Here is a 21,303-nt window from a genome sequence, read left to right on the forward strand (position 1 = left end):
GGGTGACCGAAGCACCTCAGCTGGTCGTCGTCGACGCGGCCGAGCAGGTCTGGCGCGTCGGCTTCAAGCCGGAGCCCTGGGCCTGGTCGGGTTGGGAGTGGGCCGGTGCCGATGGCAGGTTCCACGGCCGCTGGGATGACAGGCAGGGCAACTTCCGCACCATCTACGCCGGATCCACGCTCCTTGCCTGCCTGCTCGAGGTCCTGGCCGGCTTCCGGCCCGACCCGACCCTCGCGCTCGAGCTCGACGACATCGAGGAGGACGACGAGGACGCCGCGATGCACCCGACGGCCCGGGCCGGGGAGATCTCCTACTCGTGGCTCGAGCCGCGCTCGGCGGCGAGCGCGACGCTGTCGGGTCGGTTCTGCGCGGTGACGGCCGCGGAGTCGATCGCGGCCCTGCGGCCGCAGTTCGTCGCGCTTGCGCACCTGCTGACCCTGCACGACTTCGACGCGGCCGCGCTCAAGGACGGGCGGCCGCGAGCGCTCACCCAGTCGGTGGCCACCTACCTGCACGCGACCACCGACCTCAACGGCGTCACGTTCGCCTCCCGCCACGGGGACGACCTCACGCTGTGGGCAGTGTTCGAGCGAGCCGAGGACCCCGCGATCAGCCGAACACTCGACGCGATCGAGCACCAGGCCCTCTCCCCCGAGCACCCGGACGCCCAGGAGGCCTTCCGGATCCTCGGCCTCAGGTGGTCGACCACCTGAGCCGCGCGTGCCGCCACCGTCCCGCCCCCGCGCAACGGGTCGCCATGCCACGATGCGAGCGTGGGAATCTTCAAGCGCAGCGAGGCCGTCCGGGCCAAGAAGATCGGCGCACACGCGCGATATGTCGATGAGGACGTGCAGCGCGTCGACCTCAAAGTCACCAGCACCGACGGCGAGACGGCGACCATCGACCTCAGCCTCGACCAGACGCGCCAGCTCGTCATCGACCTGACCAACGCCTACGGGGCGTGCCGGCCAGCGCTACTGGACCAGAAGCAGGTCGACCGGATCACCTCGTTCTTCGGGATGCGTTGATGACGCGCTACGAGTACGACGAGGAGGCCAGCGCCGCGTGGCGCATGGACGTCGTGCACGAAGTCGACGACTCCACCGCTCCCGTCTCGCTATGGGTCGACGCCATGCGTCGACTCAACACGATCAACGACCCGCTCGCCCGCAAGCTCTTGACACTCCACCGCGACTGCGGATCCGGCACCGGCGTCTGCGACTCCCTCGATGATGAACCGGACCCGATGGACCGACGCGCCAGCTGGGGGTGCGAGACCACGCAGATCATCGCCGACCACTTCGACGTCGAGTACCCGCGAGGCCGTGAGCGATCGTCGTGACCTCACAGGACTCCAACGCCCGGCTGGTCGAGCTGATCCGCGACGGCCTAACGCGAGCTGACGACGCCGGCCTCGCGCGCGTCCCGCTCAAGCTCTACCCGGCCGAGCAGCAAGACGAGCTCCTGACCCTCCTGCACGCCTACCTGTGGGACACCGCAGCGCCCTACGACGATGCCTGGCACCGCTCCCCGGGCAACATCATGACCCTGTGGGCGGAGTTGCTCGAGATCGGCACAGAGACGCGCCACCGCCTGATCCCGCTCCGCACCGACCTGGTCAAGCTCCTCACTGAGCGCGGCCTCGGCTACCGGACACACCCACGATCGGTGCCGGTGCTGGTCCGGGAGTACAGCGGTGTCCTCGAGCCCCCCGTTCACCCCGGCGACCCGCGCGAGACCTCGAGCACGATCGCGGTCGGCGCGTGGGGAGCCGGCTTCGGGGACCCCGCCACGAATCGCCAGGTCGAGCTGGCCGCCGAGGACACGGTCCAACGCCACTACGAGGCAGCAGGATGGACGATCACTCGCGTCGCGCACCTCAAGTGCGGCTGGGATCTCACCGCAACGCGCCACGACGAGGAACGCCACCTCGAGGTCAAAGGCGTCTCCAGCTCCATGCCCTCGGTGCTCCTGACCCGCAACGAGCTGCGCGCCGCTGAGACCGATCCCGACTGGTCCTTGGCCGTGGTGACCGGCGCCCTCACCGACCCCACACTTGTCGAGTACGAACGGCAGACCGTCGTGGCGGCCGCCGACCCGTCCGTCTACCGGGTCAACCTGTCCCCGTGACCGTGAGAAGGAACGCTGCGCTGATGTCCCCACGAGTTGTCGCCGTCGACGTCGGATCCGTCCGGAGCAACTTCGCCTGGGCAGCCCTCGACCTGCCCGGCCGTCGACCGGTCGGCGAAGGAGGCAGCCACCCCGAGGGCGCGGCCCTCTCGGTCCTCGAGGCGCTCGACGCCGGCGTGCCCGTGGCGCTCGGGTTCGAGGCTCCTCTGATGGTTCCGGTCAGCCCGGTCGGGCCCGTCGACGGGTGGCGGACGTTGGGGCAGGCGCGCCAGGGCGAGACCGTCGACGGCCGCTCGCGGCCTTGGTCAGCCGGCGCCGGCAGTGGCGCCCTGGCCACCGGGCTGGTGCAGATGGCGTGGGTGCTCGAGCGGGTCGGGTCCGGGTTCCCCGGACTGCGGTGCACCACCCGGCCCGAGCCATGGCTGGCAGGCGACGCCGAACTGTTCGTGTGGGAGGCCTTCGTGTCCGGCACCGGCAAGCCTGTGCCCGCGGGGATCACCCAGCACGCAGCTGACGCGGCCGCGGCCGCCGACACGTTCGCCGACCGTCTCGAGGACGGCTCACTGACTGCCTCTGACGTCATGTGCACGCCGGCGTCGTCGTTCAACCTCGCCGCGGCGGCCGCAGCGTACGCCGGGTTGGCGATCGCCAGCACCGAGCTGCGCGACCAGGTGCAGGTCTACCGCACCCGACCGGCCCTGCCGTAGGTCACCGCCGGCGGCCGCGGCTGGGCCGGGATCTCCACCTCGAACAGCACGATCCGCTGGGCGGGCCCGCACGCCCGTGCGAGGGCACGTCGCTCGGCCTCGGTGGCGACGAACAAGGTCAGGCCCCGGAATCGCGCGAGGACCTCGGCCGAGACCCTGCTGACGACCGGGCTGATCACTCCTTGCGGCATGTCGTGGACGAACAACGGCACACCCATCGCCCACTCGGGCGTCGCGTCGCGCACCCCGACATAGCCGCGGGCCTCTCGTCCGACGAGGTCGACCGCCGGCGGTGTGAGTGCTTGCTGGCGGGCGAGTTTGGCCGCGATCGCAGCCAGGTGGCGCTCGTGCTCCGCGGCCGCCAGCTCGTCGCGTTCACGCCGGCGCGCGCTGGCTTCCATCTGGACTCGTTCGGTGATGACGTGCTGTCGTGTGGTCCACACGATCCGCGCAGCTGTCGGCAGTCGCAGGAACCGGCGCACCGCCACATGGTGAGTCCTGATCGTGCCGGCCAGAACGCCGGCGACGAAGGTCTCGAGGTTGACTGCTTCAGGGACCGGTCCCCACCAGCCGTGGCCGGGACATGGGCCGGGCGCTCCGCCATCGTTCTCGCAGCGCCGGCGCGGGCACCAGGATTCGCGGAAGACGGCGGCTCCGTTGACGACCTGGGCATCGGCGGGCCCTGGGTCGGCGGGCAGGGTGATCTGAACGGCTGGCACGGCTCCAATCCACGGGCGGTCGTGGTCGGTGACCCAGCACACCGGCACCTCGGAGGCCTGCATCCGCGACGTGCGCTCACGTAGCTCGTCGACGGTGATCTGGGCCAGCTGCGCCTCCCAGGCCATCTTCCTGGCGCCGTCGGGGCTGGTGGCCAGCACGTCCGCGCGCCAGCCGTCGCCGGCTACCTCGAGTTCGGCGTACCAGCCGGCCTCGCGAATGGCTGAAGCCAGCTGCAGCTTGAGCAGTCGGTGGGCCATGGTCTCCCCCACCAGGGAGCAGGTTGGCGCAGCACGATCGTGGGCGAAGAACCGCAGGCCCTTGGGCGAGAGCTTGGCGTGGAGACCATGCCCGCACTCGCGGCAGGTCAGAGGCGCGCGCGGTCGCGCGCGGTGGATCGCCTCCCAGGACGTCCCCTCGCCGAGCGGGTCAACGGTTGCGTCGAGCACGCCTGCCGCGGCGTGCTGCGCCGTCAGTGGCACGAGCGAACTCTGCCGCAGAGGTACGACATTTCCGGAGACGCTCAGGCAGAGGCTGGACTGGTGCTGCTCCAGGTGGCACCGCACGCGCCGCACGTCCGATCGAATCCTGGGTGCACACAGCCGACCCAATGCACCCAGCCCGGATCGCCCTCCATCGCCTCAGGTCCGGAGGGCATGCCGATGACTAGGTGGGTGATGTCGCCCGACTTGCAGGTCGGGCAGATGCCGCGGGGGACGTCGTACACCTCGCGCTCGAGGTCGTCCGGGGGAAGCATCATCCGGTCAGCGTAGAAGGGCGTACCGACACTTTCTTGCCGAACTGGGCTCACTCGTCGGCCCCCATCATGTTGAAGAAGCGGACCTGGCCCAGGGCTTGCTGCAAGGCGGTGATGAGCTCGGTGTCGCTCATGGCTGAGACGGCGGGTGCCGCCGTCTGCGAAGCGAATCCATCTCGGGTGTAGACGCCGAGGTCGTCCGCCGTTTCGGCGCATGCTCGGGCCAGACCCATCACGCTCAACGGGAACTCGTAGGCGGTCCCGATTGCCTCGTCGTTGCTCGTCATCACGACTTCGAGCGCTGTTGCATCGGCCTGGTCGTCCCAGACCTGGTCAACGCGGACCGGCCTGGCGAAGAGGAACATCAGCAACGTCTCGATGTCGCCGACATCGTCGACGTCAACCACGTCGAGCAAGGCTTCTGGGTCGTCGACGAGAGTGGAGAATCTGGTGTCTGGCACGTCGTGATCTTTCCACTCAGGTCCGACACTTTCCGTGGGCGAATGAGGTCAGCGGACCTTCATCCGAGGGCCCCCCAGGTCTTGACGTGGAGGGTGAGCTCAGACAGCGCCTCAGCGAGCTGGCCGGACGACGTGGTGGGGTCGACCTTGCAGTACCGGTACACGAAATCCGGGGCGAACCGTCGCCACTCACCGGGTCCTTGAACCAGCGGGCCGAGCCGCTCGCCGAGCACGGCGGATGCGCTTTCGAACTCGGCAAAGGAGAGGTACTCCGCGTCGGCGATCGCGGCTCGCGCCGCTGCGAGCCGGTCCCCTTTACCGACCAAACCGGCGTCCTGCACCAGGACGAACAGTCGCAATTGGCCGCCCTGGAACTGCCAGCCGACCGCGCGGTCATCGGACAGCCGGTGGGTGTAGGTGATCAAGCCCTCGGCCTTGCTGATGTCGACGACCAGCGGTAGCTGCTCGCCGAACTCGTCGGAGATCAGCTGAGCTAGCCCGGAGAATCGCATCCGCTGGATCGGGCCAAGGAAGTACTTGCTGGGAAGGCTCCCGAGCGCCTCGTTGACGGCGAAGGCGCCCTCGACGTCCTGCCGGGGGTCGACGGCATCTTTGAGCTCGACGAGCCGGCGCACAAGGACGCGGTACCGCTCGACGAGCGTCGCGTCCGTGCCGAAGTGTGTCGGGTCGAGCTGGTCGAGGGCGCGGAGCAGGTGCTCGTACGGGATCCACCGCCACGGACTGGGCAGCTCAAAGGCAGGTGCCATCAGTGACAGCAGGTAGTAGTTGGTCCCGCTGTCACCGGCCCGTCCGGGGTTGTTCGCCCACGGCAGAGGCTTTGAGCAGTAGTTGGCGAGCTGGGCCGGGTACGGCACCGAGTACAGCTTGTTCTCGACGACGAACCGGCCGCGGCCGTTGGCGCCTTCAGCGACCAGGTCGAGGTGCCTCCACTCGCGCCACACGTTCCACTCCCCTGCCGTCTCGTCGCCGGCGAAGAGACCCGCCAGCGGCGTCGAAGCACGGGGGTGCTCGGCGAGGAGGGCGGCGATGGTGTTGCTGTGAAACAGCTCCTGAGCGCCGCGCGACATGGACCACATGAGGTCGGCTTCGAACGCCTTCAACAGCGGGTTGACCAGTTCCGCAAGGCCTGGAGAGCTGGTCTCCTCCGACGTGACGGCGATGGTCCGGTGACTGCTCACGGACTCCTTGGCCGGCGTGTCGAGATCGGCAGCTCTGACGTAGCGGACGGGATTTTGCGATCCGCTAGGGAAGATCGACGAGACGTCAGCGCCCACCCAACGGTCGCGATCCTCGGCAACGACTCCCTCGAAGCCAATGCGGTGCTCCTGGCCGGGTTCGGGGCATGGCCCCCACGTCGTGGGGAGGTAGGCCTCGCGAATGATGCCGTTAGCCACGGCGAGAGCACGGACAACCTGTTCGGCCTTCGTAGCCGACATCACCCACCAGCCGCGAGTGGCGTCGTACAGGTCAGCCGCCGAGATGTCGGGCTGCCATGACTGATTGATCCGCAGCAGGAGGATCAGGGGATCTTCCCCCGCGGCTGCCTCGGTGACGGGCTGCCCCTTCGGACCGCCACGATTCGCCGAAGCGCCGTCGTGCCCCGACGCGAGCGCGCCGACCGTCGTGTAGCGGACGGGATTCGCTGCGCCCGGCGGAAAAAGGTGGCTCACGTCTGTGCCGACCCACTGGCTCGCGTCTAGGGCGACGTCTCCATGAAAGGCAATTCGCCCCAGGAGTTCTGGGTTGGTCGCGACCTCCCAGCGATAGGGCTCGTACGCCGCGAACACCTGGTTGTTGACGATCGCCAGGACCCGACGTACGGGCTGCACCTGGGTGGCAGACGCCTTCCACCACTTGCGTGCGAGCTCGTACAGGGCGGCGTGATCGGCGGCGAGGGCCGCCGAGTGGTCAACCTTGACCAGCAGCACTTTGTCGTCGTCGCGGAGGTGTGTCGGCATCCCGGTTCCGTTCTCGTGGTGAGCGGCTGAACAGGACAAGCATGGACTGGGTGCCGTCGAACCGGGGGTCAGCCGCCTGACCCTGCCTTAGCCTTCAGCGATGGAGGACCTTCAGGGCCGGGTGACTCTCAAGTACCGGGACACTGTGCGTGGACCGTGGCAGATCCCGCGCTGGGAGATTCTCTCCGTGGGTCGCACGCAGGGCTACGGCCTCCACCTCCCGAACAGCTGGGTACCGAGCAAGCTATGTCGATTCCTGCCTTGGGAGCAGGGGTGGGTCGTGCAGGTCGGACCTCGTCCGCGGATGCGGGTGCAGGACCCCTACGTGGGTGATCACATCTTCGACCGGGCTGCCCTGGTCGCGCTCCAGGAAGGCGAATGTCTGCTCTCCTTCCCCGAGCTCGACGACTTCGTCCAACTCGGTGTTGTCATCGGACCCGATGCTGGGGCGGATCTTCCCCTGGCCGGGGACGACGAGCTGGTCCGTGACGAATTCAGGTCGCGAACCCGGTACGCCGCCGGGCGCCTGAGTCTCACCCCGAACCAGCGTCTGGTCGTGGCCGCCAGCTTCGCGTACCTGATCAAGGGCGAGAAGAAGCCGGCCAACGTCGCCGCGGCGGCCGCGGCCCTCACCGGGAAGGGCGAGGCTGCGGTGGTAAAGACCCTGATCAAGGTTCGCGACCGGGTGAATGCGGAGAAGTGGGGTCCCAAGCTCGAGAGCTACGAGCAACTCGGCCATTACCTGGTGCATCTGACTCGATCCATCGGTTGGGAGGACCTTCCCAAGAACCTGCAGGGGTCAGTCGGCTGACCCCCTCCTGACGGTCGTGTCCGCCACGCTCTTCCCAGATCGCCCGACCGGCGGGCAGGAGAAGGAGGTGGCGGGATGAAGCTCCACATCGGACAGGGCACCACAGTGGGCGCGGTCACTGTGTTTCCGGTCTGGCACGACGGCCACGTGCGGTCGGTCCGGACCTACGACACCGGGTCCGCCACCCTGACGGTCACCGAGGCCGACTCGGGGCCGACCGTTCCGACGCTCCAGATCGCCAACCGCGGCGAGAAGCCCGTGCTCGTTCTCGACGGCCAGCTCTTCGAGGGCGGCATGCAGCACCGAATGGCGACCCGCTCCACCCTCGTCAGGGCCGGCGCACGGATGGCGATCGAGGTCGCCTGCGTCGAGCAGAGCCGCTGGGCCGGCGCGATCAACCAGGCGACCCGCGGCCGGCGAGCCAGCCTCCTGATTCGCGACGGCTACGGCGCCGGCGGCCAGGACGAAGTGTGGCGCCGCATCGCGTCGTACGACGCCACGGCGGGCCGCGTCTCGCGCACCGGCTCGCTCGCCGAGCGCCTCGACACGGCGACGGCCGACGAGCAGGCGATGGTGCTCGCGACCGCTGCCCGGCCGCTCGGCGGCCAGTGCGGCGTGATCATCGGCGTTGGCGGCCAGCCGCTGCTGTTGGAGGTGTTCGACCACCCGACCACGCTGCGCGAGCAGCTCCGACCGCTCTACCGCGCCGCCGCACTCGACGCCTACGGAGCGCCCGCCCTGCCAACTCCCGCTCGCCGAGCCCGCCGACTGGCCGAGCGGCTCGCGCAGATCCAGATTGACCTCGAGCCCGACGTCGGTCAGATGGGGAGGCTCGGGCGAGCGATGAACGAGCACCTGGATGTCGCCGAGCTGCGCCACCGCCTCGCAACTGTGCACCTGCGCGCGTCGTACCGTCGCCATCCTCTGCTGCAGTCGGCCTGATCGGAGTCAGTGATGAGCGATGTGAAGGATGTGCTCACGCGGCTGAAGGCCAGCGCGATCACGGCCCAAGAGGCAGGAGCCGAGATTCGGCGCGTGGTGAGCATTGTCGGCGGTGTGCACGAGGGTGTGGCACCGATCGAGGCCAGCCAGATGCGGATGGCTGGATCGCTGCCCGAGCGCGACGACGACAACACCTTCCTCGAGGTGACCGCAGCCTGGATCGGCGGCGACCTGACCGATGAGGACTACTGGACCATCTACGGTGCCGTCACCGGCACGCGGAAGGAGCTCGGATGAGGCTCACGACAGCTCAGCACGACCGAGCGGCCGGAGTGCTGCTCGCGATGGCCGCTGGCGACGCGCTTGGTGTGCCCTATGAGTTTGCTACCCCTCCTCCCCCGGGGGTCGAGGCCGCGATGACGGGCGGAGGCCTCGGTAACTTCGCGCCTGGCGAGTGGAGTGACGACACGTCGATGGCGATCGCGATCGCGCGGGTCACCGCGACCGGTGCCGACCTGGCCACGGCCGGCGCGCTCGATGACATCGCCGAGGGCTTCCTCGAGTGGTACCAGAGCAACCCGCCCGATGTGGGCATTCAGACCAGCTCCGTGCTGCGGGCGACGCGGACACGCTTGACGACCGAGGCGGAGAGTGCTGGCCGGGTGATGACCGCGGAGGCGGCCAGCTACGCCGCGGCGCGGTCGCACTCCGCCGGCAACGGCGCTCTGATGAGGACGGCACCAGTAGCCCTGGCGCACCTCGACGACCGCGGCCGCTTGGCGCAGGCGGCGCGCGCAGTCGCCGAGCTCACGCACGGCGATCCTCTCGCCGGTGACTCGTGTGTCCTGTGGTGCGAAGCGATTCGCGCGGCCGTCTTGGAAGGCCGGTTCGCCTTCACCGCAGGACTCGATTTGCTCCCAGACGAGCGGCGTGACGCATGGCGGGCGCGGCTCGACGACGCTCTCGACGTCACCCGCAACCGAAGCGAGCTGATCCCCGGTGAGCGGTTCCGGCCCAACGGGTTCACCGTCACCGCGCTCCAGGCCGCGGTTGCGGCGATCGTCACGGCCGACGTACCCGTGCGGATGCCCTGTCGCCACCTCCAACTCGCTTTGCACAGCGCGGTCCGCATCGGCGACGACACCGACACGGTCGCCGCGATCGCCGGCGGCCTGCTCGGGGCCCGCTGGGGCGCGAGCGCCGTGCCGTGGCGGTGGCGCCGGATGCTCAACGGGTGGCCTGGTGTCGACGGCATCGAGTTGGTCTGCCTCGCGGCACTCACGGCCACGGGCGGCCAGCCGGACCACAAGGGCTGGCCATCGGCCGGGGTTGTTCCCTACTCGGAGTGGGCGTCGCCTGATCCCGTCCCTCATCCGTATGACGACGGAGTGCTGCTCGGCACCCACGCCAGCCGAGGACACCAGGTCGACGCGGTCGTCTCGGTGTGCCGTGTCGGGCGCAACCAGGAGTGCTTCGCCGGGGCGACCGAGGTGATCCACTCACGGCTCATGGACAGTGAGGACCCTGGCGCAAACGAGAATCTTGAGTTCACCCTCTACGACGCCGCCGACGCCGTCCGCGGGCTGCGGGCCGAAGGCAAGCGGGTCCTGCTTCACTGCGTCGCAGCCGAGCAGCGCACACCGAGCGTCGCGGTGGCCTACGGCCTGTTGCTGGGTCACTCGGTCGCTGATGCGCGGCGCGACGTGCGAAAGGTGCTGGGCTCGACCCGTGGACGGGGCAGGGTGTGGGACGCCGTGGCGGGCCTCGTGGATCTGTCGGGCGACAGTGCTACAACCGTGTGAGCGATCTGGATGGACCGGGGGTTCTGGTGACACGTGACGTGCTTCTCACGGGCTACGACGCGAAGCGATGTGCTCGGCGCATTCACAACGAATGGGACCCATCGGTCGAGCAGGTCGCGTGGGAGGTGCCACCCGAGGTCCAGATGCGCTTCGACACCGGAAACCAGTTCGAGGAGGCGATCTTCGCCGGCCTTCGGGCCGAGCTTGGACCGTCTCGTTGTCTCGACCTCTCGGCCGTTCGCGGCAAGGCACAGGCGATCGGCGCGACGATGAGGGCGATGGAGGACGGCGTCGTGGTCATCCTCGGCGGATGGCTGCCCGACGACGCCCCGGGGCGGCGGAGCGGGAAGCCTGACGTGTTGCTGAGGGTTGCGCCGGGGCGCTACGTCCCGGGCGACGTGAAGGCGCACAAGGTGATGGGTCGTCGCGCGAAGGGCGTGCTGACCTACTCCACGTTCGCTGAGCCGGCCGATCGGCTACACGCTGACGGGCTGGCTGCAGTTACGACCGCTCGGTTCGACGACTATCTCCAACTCGCGCACTACTGGCGGATGTTGCAGGCCATCGACCGTGCCCCGGTTGGCGGTTCCGTCGGGGTCATCATTGGGCGTGACGACGTGCCTGACCTGGTCCCGAGTGGGCGGGTGCTCACCTGGCTCGACCTGGATGCGCCCCTGTTCGAGACCTATTCCCGCACCCACGGCAAGGCCAAGCGATCCGCATTGGAGCGCTACGACCACGAGCAGGGCTTCCGGGTCAAGGTCGCCACGGCGGCCGTGCAGGGTGCGCCGGCCCTGGTCGAGCCGGTCTTCACTGACGAGTGCGACTCCTGCCCGTGGTACGACCACTGCCGCGCCCTCGTCGGTGACGACCTCGCCAGCGCGAACATCACGGCCGGGCGGTTGAGCGTCCGGGAGTGGACAGCTCTCGCATCCGTTGGCGTCGTGGGCATTGAGGAACTGGCGAAGCTCGACATCAGCGCAGCAGACTTCCAAGCCCATTACCTGCCCGAAGTCACGCACCTCAAGGACCCGCTCGGCCGCCTCACCGATGCTGTGAGGCGCGCGCGGATGATCCGCGACGGCCACGTCATCGAGCGGACCACCTCCGGCGCCATCACCGTCCCGAGGGCCGACGTCGAGGTCGACTTCGACATCGAGTGGGATCCCAACGATCGCGTCTACTTGTGGGGAGCGCTGATCCACCGTGCGGGTTCGGACCCGACCTATCACGCCATCGTGTCCTGGGCCGAGCTCGACGATGCGGGATGCGTCGACCTGGCCCAATCCTTCGCGGCCTGGCTGCGGGCGCAGATCGCGGCGGCAGACGCCGCCGGCGAATCGCTCCTCGTCTATCACTACTCACACCCCGAGCCGACCCACCTCAAGCGTCTGCTGGGCGAGCCGGCCGTAGCCGACCTCCTCACTCGGTTCGTCGACCTGCTCGCCATCGTGAGGGAGCATTACTTTGGGGTCCGGGGACTCGGCATCAAGCAGGTGGCTCCAGCGTTCGGGTTCGCCTGGCGCGATGAGGACCCTGGCGGTCTGCAGTCACAGCTGTGGCTCATGGATGGGCGCGCGTCTCAGGATGAGGCCGTCCGGGCCGTAGCCCGCGAACGAATCCTCGCGTACAACGAGGACGACGTGCGGGCCACGGCCGCGTTGCGGGCCGGGTTGTGACGGCGATGGATCAACCCGAGGGGGTGCTGTGAAGATCACCTACGACCGGCGTGTCAGCGCGACGTTCCTCGACCTCTTCGTGAGTGACGGCAACGGTGCTGGCGTCGCGTCGTCTCTGGTCGCCTATGCGCGTCATGCCCGCTTCCCCGTCGATCTGCAATTCCGCCGCGAAGCGCACGGCAACAGGGTCACGGCGACGCTCTACGTCGGCCTCACTGCGGTGCTCAACCTTCACATGTCGAGCAAGGGACTCTGGATGAGCGTTCACAAGACGCACCAGAAGAATGGGGGCTTCGACCAGGCGTGGACGGTGCGGCGTACCGAAGAGGAGCTTGGAGCGATCTGGCCCGACGTCGAGCGGTATCTCGACCGGATCATTCCTATCGCAGCTCAGAGCCACGGCCGCAGGGAGGGCGCCGTGCAGGCGGCGATTACCTCGTTCGCCAATGACCGCCTGTTCGTGATCGACCGTGAAGTCACCCCGGCGTTCGAGGATGAGAAGGCCAAAGACGACTTCATGCGTGAGTGCGAGGGTCCGATCCTTGAAGTGCTGGAGAAGGCCGACCTGGACTTCGGTGGGCCGCCCAAGCGACTTGGTAACGAGTGCGACGCGCTCGCTGTCGACGTTGACGGCCGCCTGCTGGCCGTCGAGGTGAAGCCCCTCGGGGTGGGGACAATCGCGTGGGTCGCCGCCCAGGCCGCGATGTACGCGCGGATCATGCAAGGGTGGGTGGATTCGGTGGGAGAGCAAGTTGAGCACGTTGTCCACGGATTGTTCGATCAGCGCGTGAAGGTCGGTCTGTTGTCCGGGTCCATCGCGGTCGCAACTCCGATCAAGGTGGTGCCAGTCGTGGCGTTGCAGCGAGGCGCATCACAAGAGCTGATCCGCCGGATGTTGGAGGTCCGGGACCTACTGGCCGCAGATGCCCAGCTCGGGATTCCGCCGGTCGAGATCTTTGAGGTGAGCCTCCTCGGCGAGCTGCTGCCGCTGCAGAGCTGCTGATGCGAACTGCGGCTGGTCGGCACCCCGGCAGCCGAGGGCGATCGCGTAGCGAGTAGCGCTGCCGCCTCAGGCCCGCTGTGCGTAGGTTAGGTACCGCTCGGTGAATCCGGTCTGCCAATGGACGTGGCCGCGCACCGACGCGACCACGTCCTCGATCGATGAGAAGCGAAGCCCCGCCGGCTCAGTCAGCTCTGCCGCGACCGCCGCGGTGACTTCTCGCGCGGAGTGGTCGGCCGCGCACGCGACGACGGCGCCGAACCCTTCGTCGTAGTCACCCGAGCCGAGGACGACCTGGGTGAGGAGCTGGTTGTACCAGAACTGGCGGAGCCGGGGCTGATCGAGCCGCTCGATGGCCCCGGTCTTCCAAAGCCCTGTCAGCGTGGGGGCCTTGTACTTGTCATTCGCCGGCTTGCGTTGCGCGGCGGCCAGGTCCTCGGCGTACTTGACCTCGATACCGATGAAGCCGCGGTTTCCACCTCGGGTCTCGTACGAGACGAAGGCGTCGAAAGCGGAGCCACCCAATGTCCCGGTCGCCGGCGCCCACTCGAGCCGAATGTCCTCGACGGACGTCGCCTCCGGCTGAATCGTTCGAACCCACGGCAGCAGCGCATGCCGATGCGCCCCGAGGTAGCCGAATAGGTTGAAGCACAGGGGCTGGGACGACAGCAGATTGCGGCGGAGCCGCTCCTCCTGGATCAGGCCGGGGCGACCCTCAGTCCTCAGCGCCTGTAGGGCGTGTTCCGCCGCGTCCACGGCCTCGGGCGACATGAGGTTGGTCGAGAGGTCGACGTCGCCGGGCAGCATCGACGACACGAGGCGGGCGTCGCCGACTCGGGGGCCGGCGGGCAGCCCGAGGCGTTCCTGTCTCCACCACGCCTGCTGCCGCCGGAGCTGGGCCTGCCACTTATTGTCCGCGGCTTCCAACCAGGCAGAGTCGTTCCAGGACAGCGACGGGTCGATGACGCTCACGAAACCATGTGTAGTGCATGGTCCCGACAGATTGCGGGGGTTCAGTTGCGGTTGAGCCCGTGCCGGCGGGAGTCGAGCGCGTGCTTGAAGTGGCTCTCGGCCGCGTCGATTTCCCTGGTGGGGGTGGCTGGATCGAACACCCGAAGCACCGACAGCCGGAAGCTCGAAGGATCGAGGTTGCGGAGCTCAACGTTGCCTCCGTGGCCGTTGGTGGCGTATGCGGCCCAGCGTTGCCAGATGGTCTCGGCGCCGTCAGCCTTGCCGACGTACTGTCGTCCGTCGCGCGTGTCGGTGATCAGGTAGATCCCGATGACGGAGGACAGCGCGGTCCGCCAAGCGGCGTAGCGATGCTCACGGATGACGGCCTGCAGCTGGGGGTAGTCCAGCGTCAGGGCGTCGAACCCTGGGAACCGCACCGGCTCGGAGTCGGCGATCTCCATCACCGGGTACGCGGCGGCGGTCGTCGCGTTGATCCGCCAGGTGCGCGGGGAGCGCCACTGGATCACCAGCCGATTCCGCAGGTCGGCCATCAGCTCGGAGTGCTCGAGGTGGAAGGTCCGCCGTAGCCCGTCGTGATTCGTCTCGCCGTGGTTCACCAGGACCGACCACAGCCGGGCACGATCACCTCCCTCGGGCCGGAACACGATCCAGATCCGGGGAGGCGCGGCCGGGAAGGTGCGGGTGTTGGCGGACTGGACGCTGGTGTAGGCGAGGATCTCGGCGTCTGAGGAGTCGCCGTGGATGCCCACGGTCCCGTCTTCGTGCTCGCGTACATAGGCGTGCCGGATGACCAGGGCCTCGGCCGGATCGAGGCCCGCGCTGGCGATGATTGCGGCGAAGGTCAGCGTCATCGGGGATCGTCCGTTCTGGGAGCGGCGGCTGGGGCCGCGGCGATGCTGAGCAACACGTCGTGGCCGAGCGCGACGTCGACGGCGACGTGGAGGCCGAGGTCGGTGATCCGGCCGTCCTGTGGGTGCCAGTCACGGTCCTCGCGGGTGCGGCCCAGGAGCGGGTCGAGGGCGTCGATCGTTGGCTTCCAGAGGGTCAGCCAGTTGCGCTGCGGCCCGACCACGAAGGCCAGCTGCAGCTGCACGGGCCCGGCGGGGATCACCGCGGCGTCGACCACGGCGGATCGGACCTGCTCCTTATAGCCCTTCGTCGAGGCCGACGCGGTGGTGCGGACCGTGTAGGTCGTGCCGGGGCCGGTCGTCTCGTGCGCGGGCGCGGCGAGGACTCGTGAGGTCTCGGCGTGCCTCTTCGTGCACCACACCGCCACCAGGGCCTCGTTGCGAAGCCGGGTGGCCAAAGGAAAGGCGTAGTTGTCCAGGTCAGCCATGTCGACCAGGTCGCGCGCAGACGGCAGCCCGACCTCCAGCAGCAGGACCCACGGGCCGCCGGCCGTCAGTCGGGGCGGGACCAGCTGGGCGGTGTCCTCGAGGTACTCGCGCAACCGCACCTGGTCGGGGTCGGTCGACTTGTTCCAACTGGCCAGGCGCGGCACCTTCCGGAGCACCGTGCCCTCCCCTTCCGGGCGGCGGTACCACTTCGGGGTAGTCACGGACGGTGGACCACTCCGGCCTGGTCGACCCACCAGACCTCGATCTGCGCCGCGGCGAGCGACCCGGCGGTCTCGGCATGCAGGTCGCGGTAGCGGGGGAAGTCCGGCAGGGCGATCACGCTGCCCCAGCTGGGCTCCTTGCCGCGGAGCCGCATCGCGGCCAGCACGGCCTGGGAGTACCAGTGGCCGGCCTGGGTGCTCGGGCTGGTGCGCTTGGCCTCGCCGGCGCGAGCGGGGTCGGCGTAGCTGCGGCTGGGGAATCCCTTGACCTCCACACCGACGGTGCGGCCGTCCCGGGAGGCGATGACGTCGATGCCGTGCTCCTTGGTGGCGGTGTTGGCCACCGAGAGGATCCGCCAGCCCTCGCCGGCCAGGGCGGTGACCAGGGCCGCTTGTACGTTGGCCTCGGTGTGCCACTCCCCTCCACCGAGCTCCACTGGGGCTGCAGCGGCAGGTCGCGCGGCCGGCGCAGCTGGCACCAAAGCGGCAGCGCCGTCTGCGGGCAGCGGCGTCGTGCGGGGTTCGACGTCGCCGGCGACCTCGAACCCCAGCGCGGCCAGATGCCGGCGCGCGGTGTGGGAGATGAACTCGGAGCGCGGGATCCCGGTAGCGACCTCGAAGGCCTGGACGGCCGGGAACCAGGTGTCGTTGACCCTCACCGCATGCTTGCGGATCGCGTCCGGGGCTACCTCGACCAGGCGAGCCTCGACGTCCTCGCGCGTCAACTCGTGCCGCTGGCCGTTCAACGTGAACCGAATCGCCGCACGACCCTGACTGCTCATGGCCAGAAACTACGGCACCCGGCCGACACAAGCAGGCCGGTTCGGCGTTCGAACACTTGTTCTACCCTAGATGTCATGGCGGGCGGCGGTTACGGGCGCGGGGCAGGCATCCCCTTGAAGGATCGCGTGCGCGTCGACCACACCGACCAGAACTCAGCGCGGCCTCCCGCAGCTGCAGCTGGTCCCGAGCATCCCGGGCGTCACTGTTGGGTCAGCGTTCCCGTCGACGCATCGCAGCCTCGGCCAGGACTACTACTGGAATGGCGGCGAGCTGGGCACCTGTGGGAGGGCAGGGTCGTCTACGTCGCGCAGCTGCGCCCCGGCCGCTGGGCCACGGTCGAGGAGTGGATCCCGGCCGAGCTGCTCACCACCGAGTGAGCGCCGACGTGTCCGCCAACCCGCCGAAGAACGACGCGTGGCGGCCGTACGGCGACGTGCGGTTCGTGCTGATCCGGAACACCGGCCGGCTCAAGCCGTCACGGGGTCTCATCCTCGACTGGAAGCGCGAAGGCCGGCGCTGGGAGGCCCTCGTGGTCTGGCACGACGACGCCGCGCTCAAGCCGGTCGTCAAGATGGACTGGCTGCGGATCGAGGACCCGATCCCGGTCCCGGTCGACCCGAACTGGACCGGTCCCGACCACTGACCCTTCGCGGCGTTCAGGACCGTGCAGCGAAGGAGTCGCGCAGGTTCTCGCCGCACTTGGGGCAGACGCCCACACGCTTCATCGTCTCCTCGTCGCGCAGCGTGCCCGGCTCCAGGTAGACGATCTCGCGCTGGGCGGCACGGCCATGGCGGTTGATCCGCTTTCGCGGGTTCGCCTGCTGCGTCCAGCCGACGTAGTGCCGGATCGCCGTGGCCGAGAGGAAGCCGTCCTGGTCCTGCTGAGGCGGGACGGCCGCGTACTCACTGCTCACCGACTTCACCACCTGCGGAGTCTCGTAGTGGAGCACGTAGACGTGTCCCTCGATCTCAGCCAGCGGCCGCCCGTGCTTGGCGACGACATCCTGTTCCCACGACATGGCACTGAGTCTTGCAGCGGGATCCGACACACGTCCGTAGAACCGCGATGACCCGCTCCGCCGAGCTGAGACGCCGGCCGGAAGGACGGATCCAGGCAACCTCGAGCGCATCGTCGGCTCAATCGGTGCGAGGTGCGTCGGCCCAGGTGAGCAGGTCGGGTGCTGCGTCCAAGACGCGCTCGACGCTGACGGTCCACATCCAGTCGACGCGGACAGCCGGCGGCCGGGTGGTCAGGGTGATCATGGGCGGTTCCTTCCTGTGACGTTCGGGCGGCTTGGGTTGGGTGCTGCTCCCGAGTGCGGTCCTGGTCGACGACGTCGACCGGGACCTAGGAACTCTCAGCAGAGTAGGTGCGGATCCCGACACGAATCGGGTTATCCACAGGGGCCGCGAAGGCGGTCACCGACGCGGAGCGGCGGACGGTGAAGCGCCCGCGGGAACCGCCCGCGGGACGGACCGCACGGGACCGGGAACGAACGACTCGTCGACCAGGTCGGCCCGGGCGGCGTGTGTCATGACGTCGGTGATGACGTCTTGAGCGTTGGCGACCGCGCTGGCAGACCCGAGTCGGATCAGCTGGTTGACGCCGGTCGATGCCACACTGCTGACGGGGCCGGGGACGCCCATGAGGGGCCGGTGCAGGTTGGTGGTCCAGTGGGCGGTGTTCATCGCGCCGCTGCGTACGGCTCCCTCGACGACCACGGTGCCCTCGGCGAGGCCGGCGGTGATCCTGTTCCGTGCCAGGAAGCGGGTCCGGGTTGGTCCGGCGCCCGGGGGTGCTTCCGAGACGACCAGGCCGCGCTCGGCGATCGCTTCGAGCAGCTGGGCGTGCGCGGCCGGGTAGGGCCGGTCGACGCCGCCGGGCATGACCGCGATGGTCGGGCCACCCGCGAGGAGGGCGCCGCGGTGTGCGGCCTGGTCGACGCCGAACGCGGCGCCGCTGATGACGCTGTGGCCCATCGTCGCGAGGTCGCGGCCAAGTTCGGTGGCCTGTTCGGTGCCGTAGCTGGTGGCGGCTCGTGAGCCGACGACCGCGACGGCGTTGCCGGCAAGGTGGCGCAGGTCGTGCGATCCGAGGACCCACAGGCCGACCGGTTCACCGCCGCGATCGTGGAGGGCGCCGGCGGCGCGGAGGGCGCCGAGCTGGGTGGGCCACTCGGCGTCGCCGGGGACGATGAAGCGGATGCCGCGGGCGGCTGCCTGCTCGAGCACCTGGGCGGGGTCGACGCGGCCGAGCTCCTGGGCGATCCCGAAGCCCCAGTGGGACTCGACCTCGGCCGCGGCCTCAAGGTAGCCGAGGACCTTGCCGGCGCCGAGCTCGCTGACCAGCCCGGTGACGCGGAGGTCGCCGGGCTCGATCGCCCGACTCAGGGTCACCCTCGCGAGCCGGTCGGCCTCGTCGACGTCGCCGCTCATGCCTGGCCTCCCCACAGCAGCTCGAGGTCGGGTTCGTGGATGACGTCGAGGCGCTTGTCTGGGGCGTAGGCCGCGGGCTCGGGCACCACCAGGCGGCGCAGCTGGCGCTCAGTGGCGCTGGGCTGGGCCTGGGCGATCGGGTCGGCGTCGTCGTGGTTCATTGCGGTTTCCTCCTCAGCGGCCCGGGGCGGGGCGGTCGGTGGCGGGCCGGGTGCCCGGTAGGTCGCGCTGCTGGCTCGGAGGCTGAGGAACGAAGGACTCGTCGAGCTCGCCGGCGAGGTCGCGCATCTGCGTCTGGTACCTCTCCCACTCGCGCGGGTGGATGCCGTTCTGCAGGGCAGAGGCGACGATGGCGGCCATGGAGTAGGGCCGGTCGGCGGGTACCTGGTCCAGCGCGCACCAGGCCTTGGCACCGTCGCCGTGCAGCCAGCTGGCGAAGCCGAGCATGGAGGCCGGCGCCGCACGGACCTCGTCCGGCGCGCGGCGAGTGAGGTCGTTCCAGATCGCCATGTGAGAGGTGTGGTTCTCCCGGTTCATGTCCTCCCAGAGCGCGTCGCGGGTGCTGATCGTCTCCAGCGCGACGAGCATCCGGGCCCCGTCGACGTCGGAGAGCCGATTGCCGTCGGCATGGAACTGCTCGAGGCGGTCCAGTGCCCAGTCCTGCTCAACGGCGGGGCTGCTGGCGGTGGCTGCTGCTCGAGCTGCGGGGATCAGCTGGGCGATCGGCTCGCGGTCACCGACCATGGAGGCCGCCAGTGAGGCGCGGTTGGCCGCCGGCTGTGCGGCGCCGGTGAGCACCGTGGCGGCCGCGATCCGCTCGGCGGTCGCCTGCGTCTGCAGGCCGGTCTGGCCGGTGTTGAACTCGCGCCAGCGCTCGCCGTCGGACCACAGTCGGATGTGGGTGGTGATGCCCACGGTCTCGAGGCGGTTGGACAGGTGCTGGCTGGCCAGCTCGGCGCTGCGGCGGTCCTCGGTGAAGCAGAGGATGGCCAGCCGGGCTCCGGGGCGGGCGTGCCGGCCGTAGGGGCCACTGACGGCGTCCCAGACCGCCTCGCGGTCGGCGGCGGTCGTCGGGAGGTCGACGCGGGTGATCGGCAGTCCGGGCCGGAACGGCACCAGAACGATCGACTCCTCGGGCTTGAAGCCCAGGACGTGCGGCACCGCGGCGAGCAGCTCGTCCGGGGACTGTACGACGAGATCCATCGGAGCGAACCTCCTTACGGCTCAGCTGGCCTGGGCCGGGCGGGCGGTGCGCTCGATGCGCGCGGACACGTACTTGAGCGAGATACCGACCTCGCCGAAGCGGTTGTCGACGACCACGACGTCCTTGGTGCGCTTCTCGCCGGTCTCCTTGTCCGGCCAGCTCTCGGTGCGCTCGAGGCCGTGGACGAAGATCGGGTCGCCGGATCCGCAGCTGTCGTGCACGTGGCTGGCGGCCGAGCCGAAGATCTTCACGTTGTGCGCGGTGGGCTCGTCGTTGACCCACTCCCCCTCGTCGTTCTGCACACGCCGGTTGACCAAGACCCGGCAGCTGACGAACGGCTTGTTCTCGCGGGTGTAACGCAGCTCGGGAGCCTCGGCCAGGTTGCCGGCGAAGGTGACGGTGGTGGACATGACTTCCTCCTAGGTGACGGCGAGACGGAAATCGGTCCCGCAGTCACCTAGGTCCGTTCGGGGCCCGGCAGCGATCACCTGGCCCGAACTTGTTTCGGATCCGCTCGAGCTCGCAGGGAGGCCAGGGCGCTCACCGCAGGGCACAAAGAAGCGCCCCGACCGGCTCTCGGGTACCGGATCGGGGCGCTGGGAAAGGACGCTAGGCGCAGCCGCCGACACAACCGTGCCGACGGCCCCGGCCAGCTACGTAGCCGGACGGCGCCGCGGCGGCCGGTTGCTGAGCTTCTGCGGAGGTGGCGGCAGCTCGCGGCCAAGCCGGCGACGGGAGTCCTCGGCCGCGGCGATGACAGCCTCCTGGGCAAACGCAGAGCGCGCGAGCATCCGGCCGAGCTCCTGCCGATCGGCGACCAGGGCGTCCTCGACCGTCTCCATCGTCGAGGCCGGCAGGTCGTGCTTCTTGTTGAAGCTCTTGCGGGTCACGCTGACCAGCGCGGGATGGTTCTCGCCCGCGGCCGCGAGCTCGGCCCGCTTCTGGGGCGAGCGTCGGGCGTGCAGCTCGAGCGCCTGGGCGAGCCAGCCGACGAACGAACCAGGCGACTCAGGATCGGTGTCCAGGTCGGCGACATACGCCGACCGCGCGAGATCCCACACGCCGGGCTTCCAGTAGATCCCGACCGGGATCGTGGTCTGGCTCGTCACGCCACCACCACCTCAGCCACTCCCCTGCCCCACGGGCCGGGAGCGATCGCCGACGAGCTGCAGCGGCTAACACCAACGCCGCTGCATTCCCGGGCGGGGCCGCGTGCAGCCGTTCCCACTCTCGGCCGATTCCTTCCGTCCAGACAGCTACGAGGTGCAGCTGCGCCGCGCCGCCGCAGCGGAGTCCGCGCCCGGTGAGAGCAGGGGTTTTCCCCACCCTCGGGACGTGCCCACCTTTCCACAGGTTCGCCCTGTG

The 21,303-nt window shown here is 69.3% G+C and carries 26 protein-coding genes; 12 read left to right on the plus strand and 14 right to left on the minus strand.

Features of this window, described 5'->3' with window-relative positions; all coding sequences use genetic code 11:
- Positions 1-2 precede the first annotated feature (2 nt).
- The 5 genes from M0M48_RS30100 to M0M48_RS30120 are packed head-to-tail and all read left to right on the plus strand — an operon-like array spanning position 3 to position 2,837.
- Positions 3-713 carry an RES domain-containing protein gene (locus tag M0M48_RS30100; RefSeq protein ID WP_257754578.1) on the plus strand — a complete coding sequence of 237 codons (711 nt, stop codon included), beginning with the start codon at positions 3-5 and terminating at the stop codon, positions 711-713.
- Between the two features lie 60 nt (positions 714-773).
- Positions 774-1,028, plus strand: a complete 255-nt coding sequence (locus M0M48_RS30105) for a hypothetical protein (protein WP_257754579.1) — start codon at positions 774-776, stop codon at positions 1,026-1,028.
- Entirely contained in the window at positions 1,028-1,342 is a 315-nt protein-coding gene (locus M0M48_RS30110; protein WP_257754580.1) for a hypothetical protein, read from the plus strand. Before M0M48_RS30105 ends, M0M48_RS30110 begins: the two co-directional genes overlap by 1 nt.
- The gene (locus M0M48_RS30115) at positions 1,339-2,130 is read left to right on the plus strand and encodes a DUF3883 domain-containing protein (protein WP_257754581.1); all 792 of its coding nucleotides are present in this window, start codon (positions 1,339-1,341) and stop codon (positions 2,128-2,130) included. Before M0M48_RS30110 ends, M0M48_RS30115 begins: the two co-directional genes overlap by 4 nt.
- Positions 2,131-2,153: 23 nt before the next feature.
- A complete protein-coding gene (locus tag M0M48_RS30120) occupies positions 2,154-2,837 on the plus strand; it encodes a hypothetical protein (RefSeq protein ID WP_257754582.1) in 684 nt (227 codons plus the stop codon).
- Here the strand turns inward: M0M48_RS30120 and M0M48_RS30125 are convergent.
- From M0M48_RS30125 to M0M48_RS30135, 3 genes are all read right to left on the minus strand, one after another.
- Complete coding sequence (locus M0M48_RS30125) at positions 2,810-4,036, minus strand: competence protein CoiA family protein (RefSeq protein ID WP_257754583.1); 1,227 nt, start codon at positions 4,034-4,036, stop codon at positions 2,810-2,812. The genes M0M48_RS30120 and M0M48_RS30125 overlap by 28 nt on opposite strands.
- Before the next feature lie 325 nt (positions 4,037-4,361).
- A complete protein-coding gene (locus M0M48_RS30130) occupies positions 4,362-4,772 on the minus strand; it encodes a hypothetical protein (RefSeq protein ID WP_257754584.1) in 411 nt (136 codons plus the stop codon).
- Positions 4,773-4,831: 59 nt separating this feature from the next.
- A complete protein-coding gene (locus tag M0M48_RS30135) occupies positions 4,832-6,721 on the minus strand; it encodes a hypothetical protein (RefSeq protein ID WP_257754585.1) in 1,890 nt (629 codons plus the stop codon).
- A gap of 130 nt (positions 6,722-6,851) precedes the next feature.
- Between M0M48_RS30135 and M0M48_RS30140 the strand changes: the two genes are divergently transcribed.
- From M0M48_RS30140 to M0M48_RS30165, 6 genes are all read left to right on the plus strand, one after another.
- Positions 6,852-7,562, plus strand: a complete 711-nt coding sequence (locus tag M0M48_RS30140) for a hypothetical protein (protein ID WP_257754586.1) — start codon at positions 6,852-6,854, stop codon at positions 7,560-7,562.
- Between the two features lie 75 nt (positions 7,563-7,637).
- Positions 7,638-8,504, plus strand: a complete 867-nt coding sequence (locus tag M0M48_RS30145; protein ID WP_257754587.1) for an ARPP-1 family domain-containing protein — start codon at positions 7,638-7,640, stop codon at positions 8,502-8,504.
- A gap of 12 nt (positions 8,505-8,516) precedes the next feature.
- Complete coding sequence (locus M0M48_RS30150) at positions 8,517-8,801, plus strand: hypothetical protein (RefSeq protein ID WP_257754588.1); 285 nt, start codon at positions 8,517-8,519, stop codon at positions 8,799-8,801.
- Positions 8,798-10,306, plus strand: a complete 1,509-nt coding sequence (locus M0M48_RS30155) for an ADP-ribosylglycohydrolase family protein (RefSeq protein ID WP_257754589.1) — start codon at positions 8,798-8,800, stop codon at positions 10,304-10,306. Before M0M48_RS30150 ends, M0M48_RS30155 begins: the two co-directional genes overlap by 4 nt.
- Before the next feature lie 26 nt (positions 10,307-10,332).
- Positions 10,333-11,985, plus strand: coding sequence for a TM0106 family RecB-like putative nuclease (locus tag M0M48_RS30160; RefSeq protein WP_257754590.1), 1,653 nt, complete (start codon positions 10,333-10,335; stop codon positions 11,983-11,985).
- A 28-nt stretch (positions 11,986-12,013) separates the two neighbouring features.
- The gene (locus tag M0M48_RS30165) at positions 12,014-12,988 is read left to right on the plus strand and encodes a hypothetical protein (protein ID WP_257754591.1); all 975 of its coding nucleotides are present in this window, start codon (positions 12,014-12,016) and stop codon (positions 12,986-12,988) included.
- Positions 12,989-13,054: 66 nt separating this feature from the next.
- Here M0M48_RS30165 and M0M48_RS30170 read toward each other — a convergent pair whose 3' ends face one another.
- The 4 genes from M0M48_RS30170 to M0M48_RS30185 are packed head-to-tail and all read right to left on the minus strand — an operon-like array spanning position 13,055 to position 16,297.
- On the minus strand, positions 13,055-13,957 hold the full coding sequence (locus tag M0M48_RS30170) for a PGN_0703 family putative restriction endonuclease (RefSeq protein ID WP_257754592.1): 903 nt from the start codon (positions 13,955-13,957) through the stop codon (positions 13,055-13,057).
- Positions 13,958-13,998: 41 nt separating this feature from the next.
- Positions 13,999-14,808, minus strand: a complete 810-nt coding sequence (locus tag M0M48_RS30175; RefSeq protein WP_257754593.1) for a GIY-YIG nuclease family protein — start codon at positions 14,806-14,808, stop codon at positions 13,999-14,001.
- A complete protein-coding gene (locus M0M48_RS30180; protein ID WP_257754595.1) occupies positions 14,805-15,470 on the minus strand; it encodes a hypothetical protein in 666 nt (221 codons plus the stop codon). The genes M0M48_RS30175 and M0M48_RS30180 overlap by 4 nt, the downstream gene beginning before the upstream one ends.
- A 41-nt stretch (positions 15,471-15,511) precedes the next feature.
- Entirely contained in the window at positions 15,512-16,297 is a 786-nt protein-coding gene (locus M0M48_RS30185) for a hypothetical protein (RefSeq protein WP_257754596.1), read from the minus strand.
- Between the two features lie 374 nt (positions 16,298-16,671).
- Here M0M48_RS30185 and M0M48_RS30190 point away from each other — a divergent pair, with 374 nt between their 5' ends.
- Complete coding sequence (locus M0M48_RS30190; protein ID WP_257759369.1) at positions 16,672-16,941, plus strand: hypothetical protein; 270 nt, start codon at positions 16,672-16,674, stop codon at positions 16,939-16,941.
- Between the two features lie 13 nt (positions 16,942-16,954).
- On the opposite strand, the gene M0M48_RS30195 is transcribed toward M0M48_RS30190, so the two are convergent.
- From M0M48_RS30195 to M0M48_RS30225, 7 genes are all read right to left on the minus strand, one after another.
- The gene (locus M0M48_RS30195) at positions 16,955-17,317 is read right to left on the minus strand and encodes a hypothetical protein (RefSeq protein ID WP_257754598.1); all 363 of its coding nucleotides are present in this window, start codon (positions 17,315-17,317) and stop codon (positions 16,955-16,957) included.
- 118 nt (positions 17,318-17,435) lie between these two features.
- A complete protein-coding gene (locus M0M48_RS30200; protein ID WP_257754599.1) occupies positions 17,436-17,561 on the minus strand; it encodes a hypothetical protein in 126 nt (41 codons plus the stop codon).
- Between the two features lie 156 nt (positions 17,562-17,717).
- A complete protein-coding gene (gene dprA / locus M0M48_RS30205) occupies positions 17,718-18,734 on the minus strand; it encodes a DNA-processing protein DprA (RefSeq protein WP_257754600.1) in 1,017 nt (338 codons plus the stop codon).
- Positions 18,731-18,895 carry a hypothetical protein gene (locus M0M48_RS30210; protein WP_257754601.1) on the minus strand — a complete coding sequence of 55 codons (165 nt, stop codon included), beginning with the start codon at positions 18,893-18,895 and terminating at the stop codon, positions 18,731-18,733. Before M0M48_RS30210 ends, dprA begins: the two co-directional genes overlap by 4 nt.
- A gap of 13 nt (positions 18,896-18,908) precedes the next feature.
- Positions 18,909-19,937: a DUF4192 domain-containing protein gene (locus M0M48_RS30215; RefSeq protein ID WP_257754602.1), complete on the minus strand. Its 1,029-nt coding sequence runs from the start codon at positions 19,935-19,937 to the stop codon at positions 18,909-18,911.
- Positions 19,938-19,958: 21 nt separating this feature from the next.
- The gene (locus M0M48_RS30220; protein WP_257754603.1) at positions 19,959-20,348 is read right to left on the minus strand and encodes a single-stranded DNA-binding protein; all 390 of its coding nucleotides are present in this window, start codon (positions 20,346-20,348) and stop codon (positions 19,959-19,961) included.
- 243 nt (positions 20,349-20,591) lie between these two features.
- Positions 20,592-21,047, minus strand: a complete 456-nt coding sequence (locus M0M48_RS30225; protein ID WP_257754604.1) for a hypothetical protein — start codon at positions 21,045-21,047, stop codon at positions 20,592-20,594.
- Positions 21,048-21,303 lie beyond the last annotated feature (256 nt).

The organism is Pimelobacter simplex, from assembly GCF_024662235.1.
Taxonomy (GTDB): domain Bacteria; phylum Actinomycetota; class Actinomycetes; order Propionibacteriales; family Nocardioidaceae; genus Nocardioides.

Coding starts and splice junctions, on each gene's coding strand:
- M0M48_RS30110 (WP_257754580.1), top strand. CDS start 1,028: ATGACGCGCTACGAGTACGACGAGGAGGCCAGCGCCGCGTGGCGCATG.
- M0M48_RS30120 (WP_257754582.1), top strand. CDS start 2,154: ATGTCCCCACGAGTTGTCGCCGTCGACGTCGGATCCGTCCGGAGCAAC.
- M0M48_RS30140 (WP_257754586.1), top strand. CDS start 6,852: ATGGAGGACCTTCAGGGCCGGGTGACTCTCAAGTACCGGGACACTGTG.
- M0M48_RS30145 (WP_257754587.1), top strand. CDS start 7,638: ATGAAGCTCCACATCGGACAGGGCACCACAGTGGGCGCGGTCACTGTG.
- M0M48_RS30150 (WP_257754588.1), top strand. CDS start 8,517: ATGAGCGATGTGAAGGATGTGCTCACGCGGCTGAAGGCCAGCGCGATC.
- M0M48_RS30155 (WP_257754589.1), top strand. CDS start 8,798: ATGAGGCTCACGACAGCTCAGCACGACCGAGCGGCCGGAGTGCTGCTC.
- M0M48_RS30175 (WP_257754593.1), bottom strand. CDS start 14,808: ATGACGCTGACCTTCGCCGCAATCATCGCCAGCGCGGGCCTCGATCCG.
- M0M48_RS30185 (WP_257754596.1), bottom strand. CDS start 16,297: ATGAGCAGTCAGGGTCGTGCGGCGATTCGGTTCACGTTGAACGGCCAG.
- M0M48_RS30195 (WP_257754598.1), bottom strand. CDS start 17,317: ATGTCGTGGGAACAGGATGTCGTCGCCAAGCACGGGCGGCCGCTGGCT.
- M0M48_RS30200 (WP_257754599.1), bottom strand. CDS start 17,561: ATGATCACCCTGACCACCCGGCCGCCGGCTGTCCGCGTCGACTGGATG.
- dprA (WP_257754600.1), bottom strand. CDS start 18,734: ATGAGCGGCGACGTCGACGAGGCCGACCGGCTCGCGAGGGTGACCCTG.
- M0M48_RS30210 (WP_257754601.1), bottom strand. CDS start 18,895: ATGAACCACGACGACGCCGACCCGATCGCCCAGGCCCAGCCCAGCGCC.
- M0M48_RS30215 (WP_257754602.1), bottom strand. CDS start 19,937: ATGGATCTCGTCGTACAGTCCCCGGACGAGCTGCTCGCCGCGGTGCCG.
- M0M48_RS30220 (WP_257754603.1), bottom strand. CDS start 20,348: ATGTCCACCACCGTCACCTTCGCCGGCAACCTGGCCGAGGCTCCCGAG.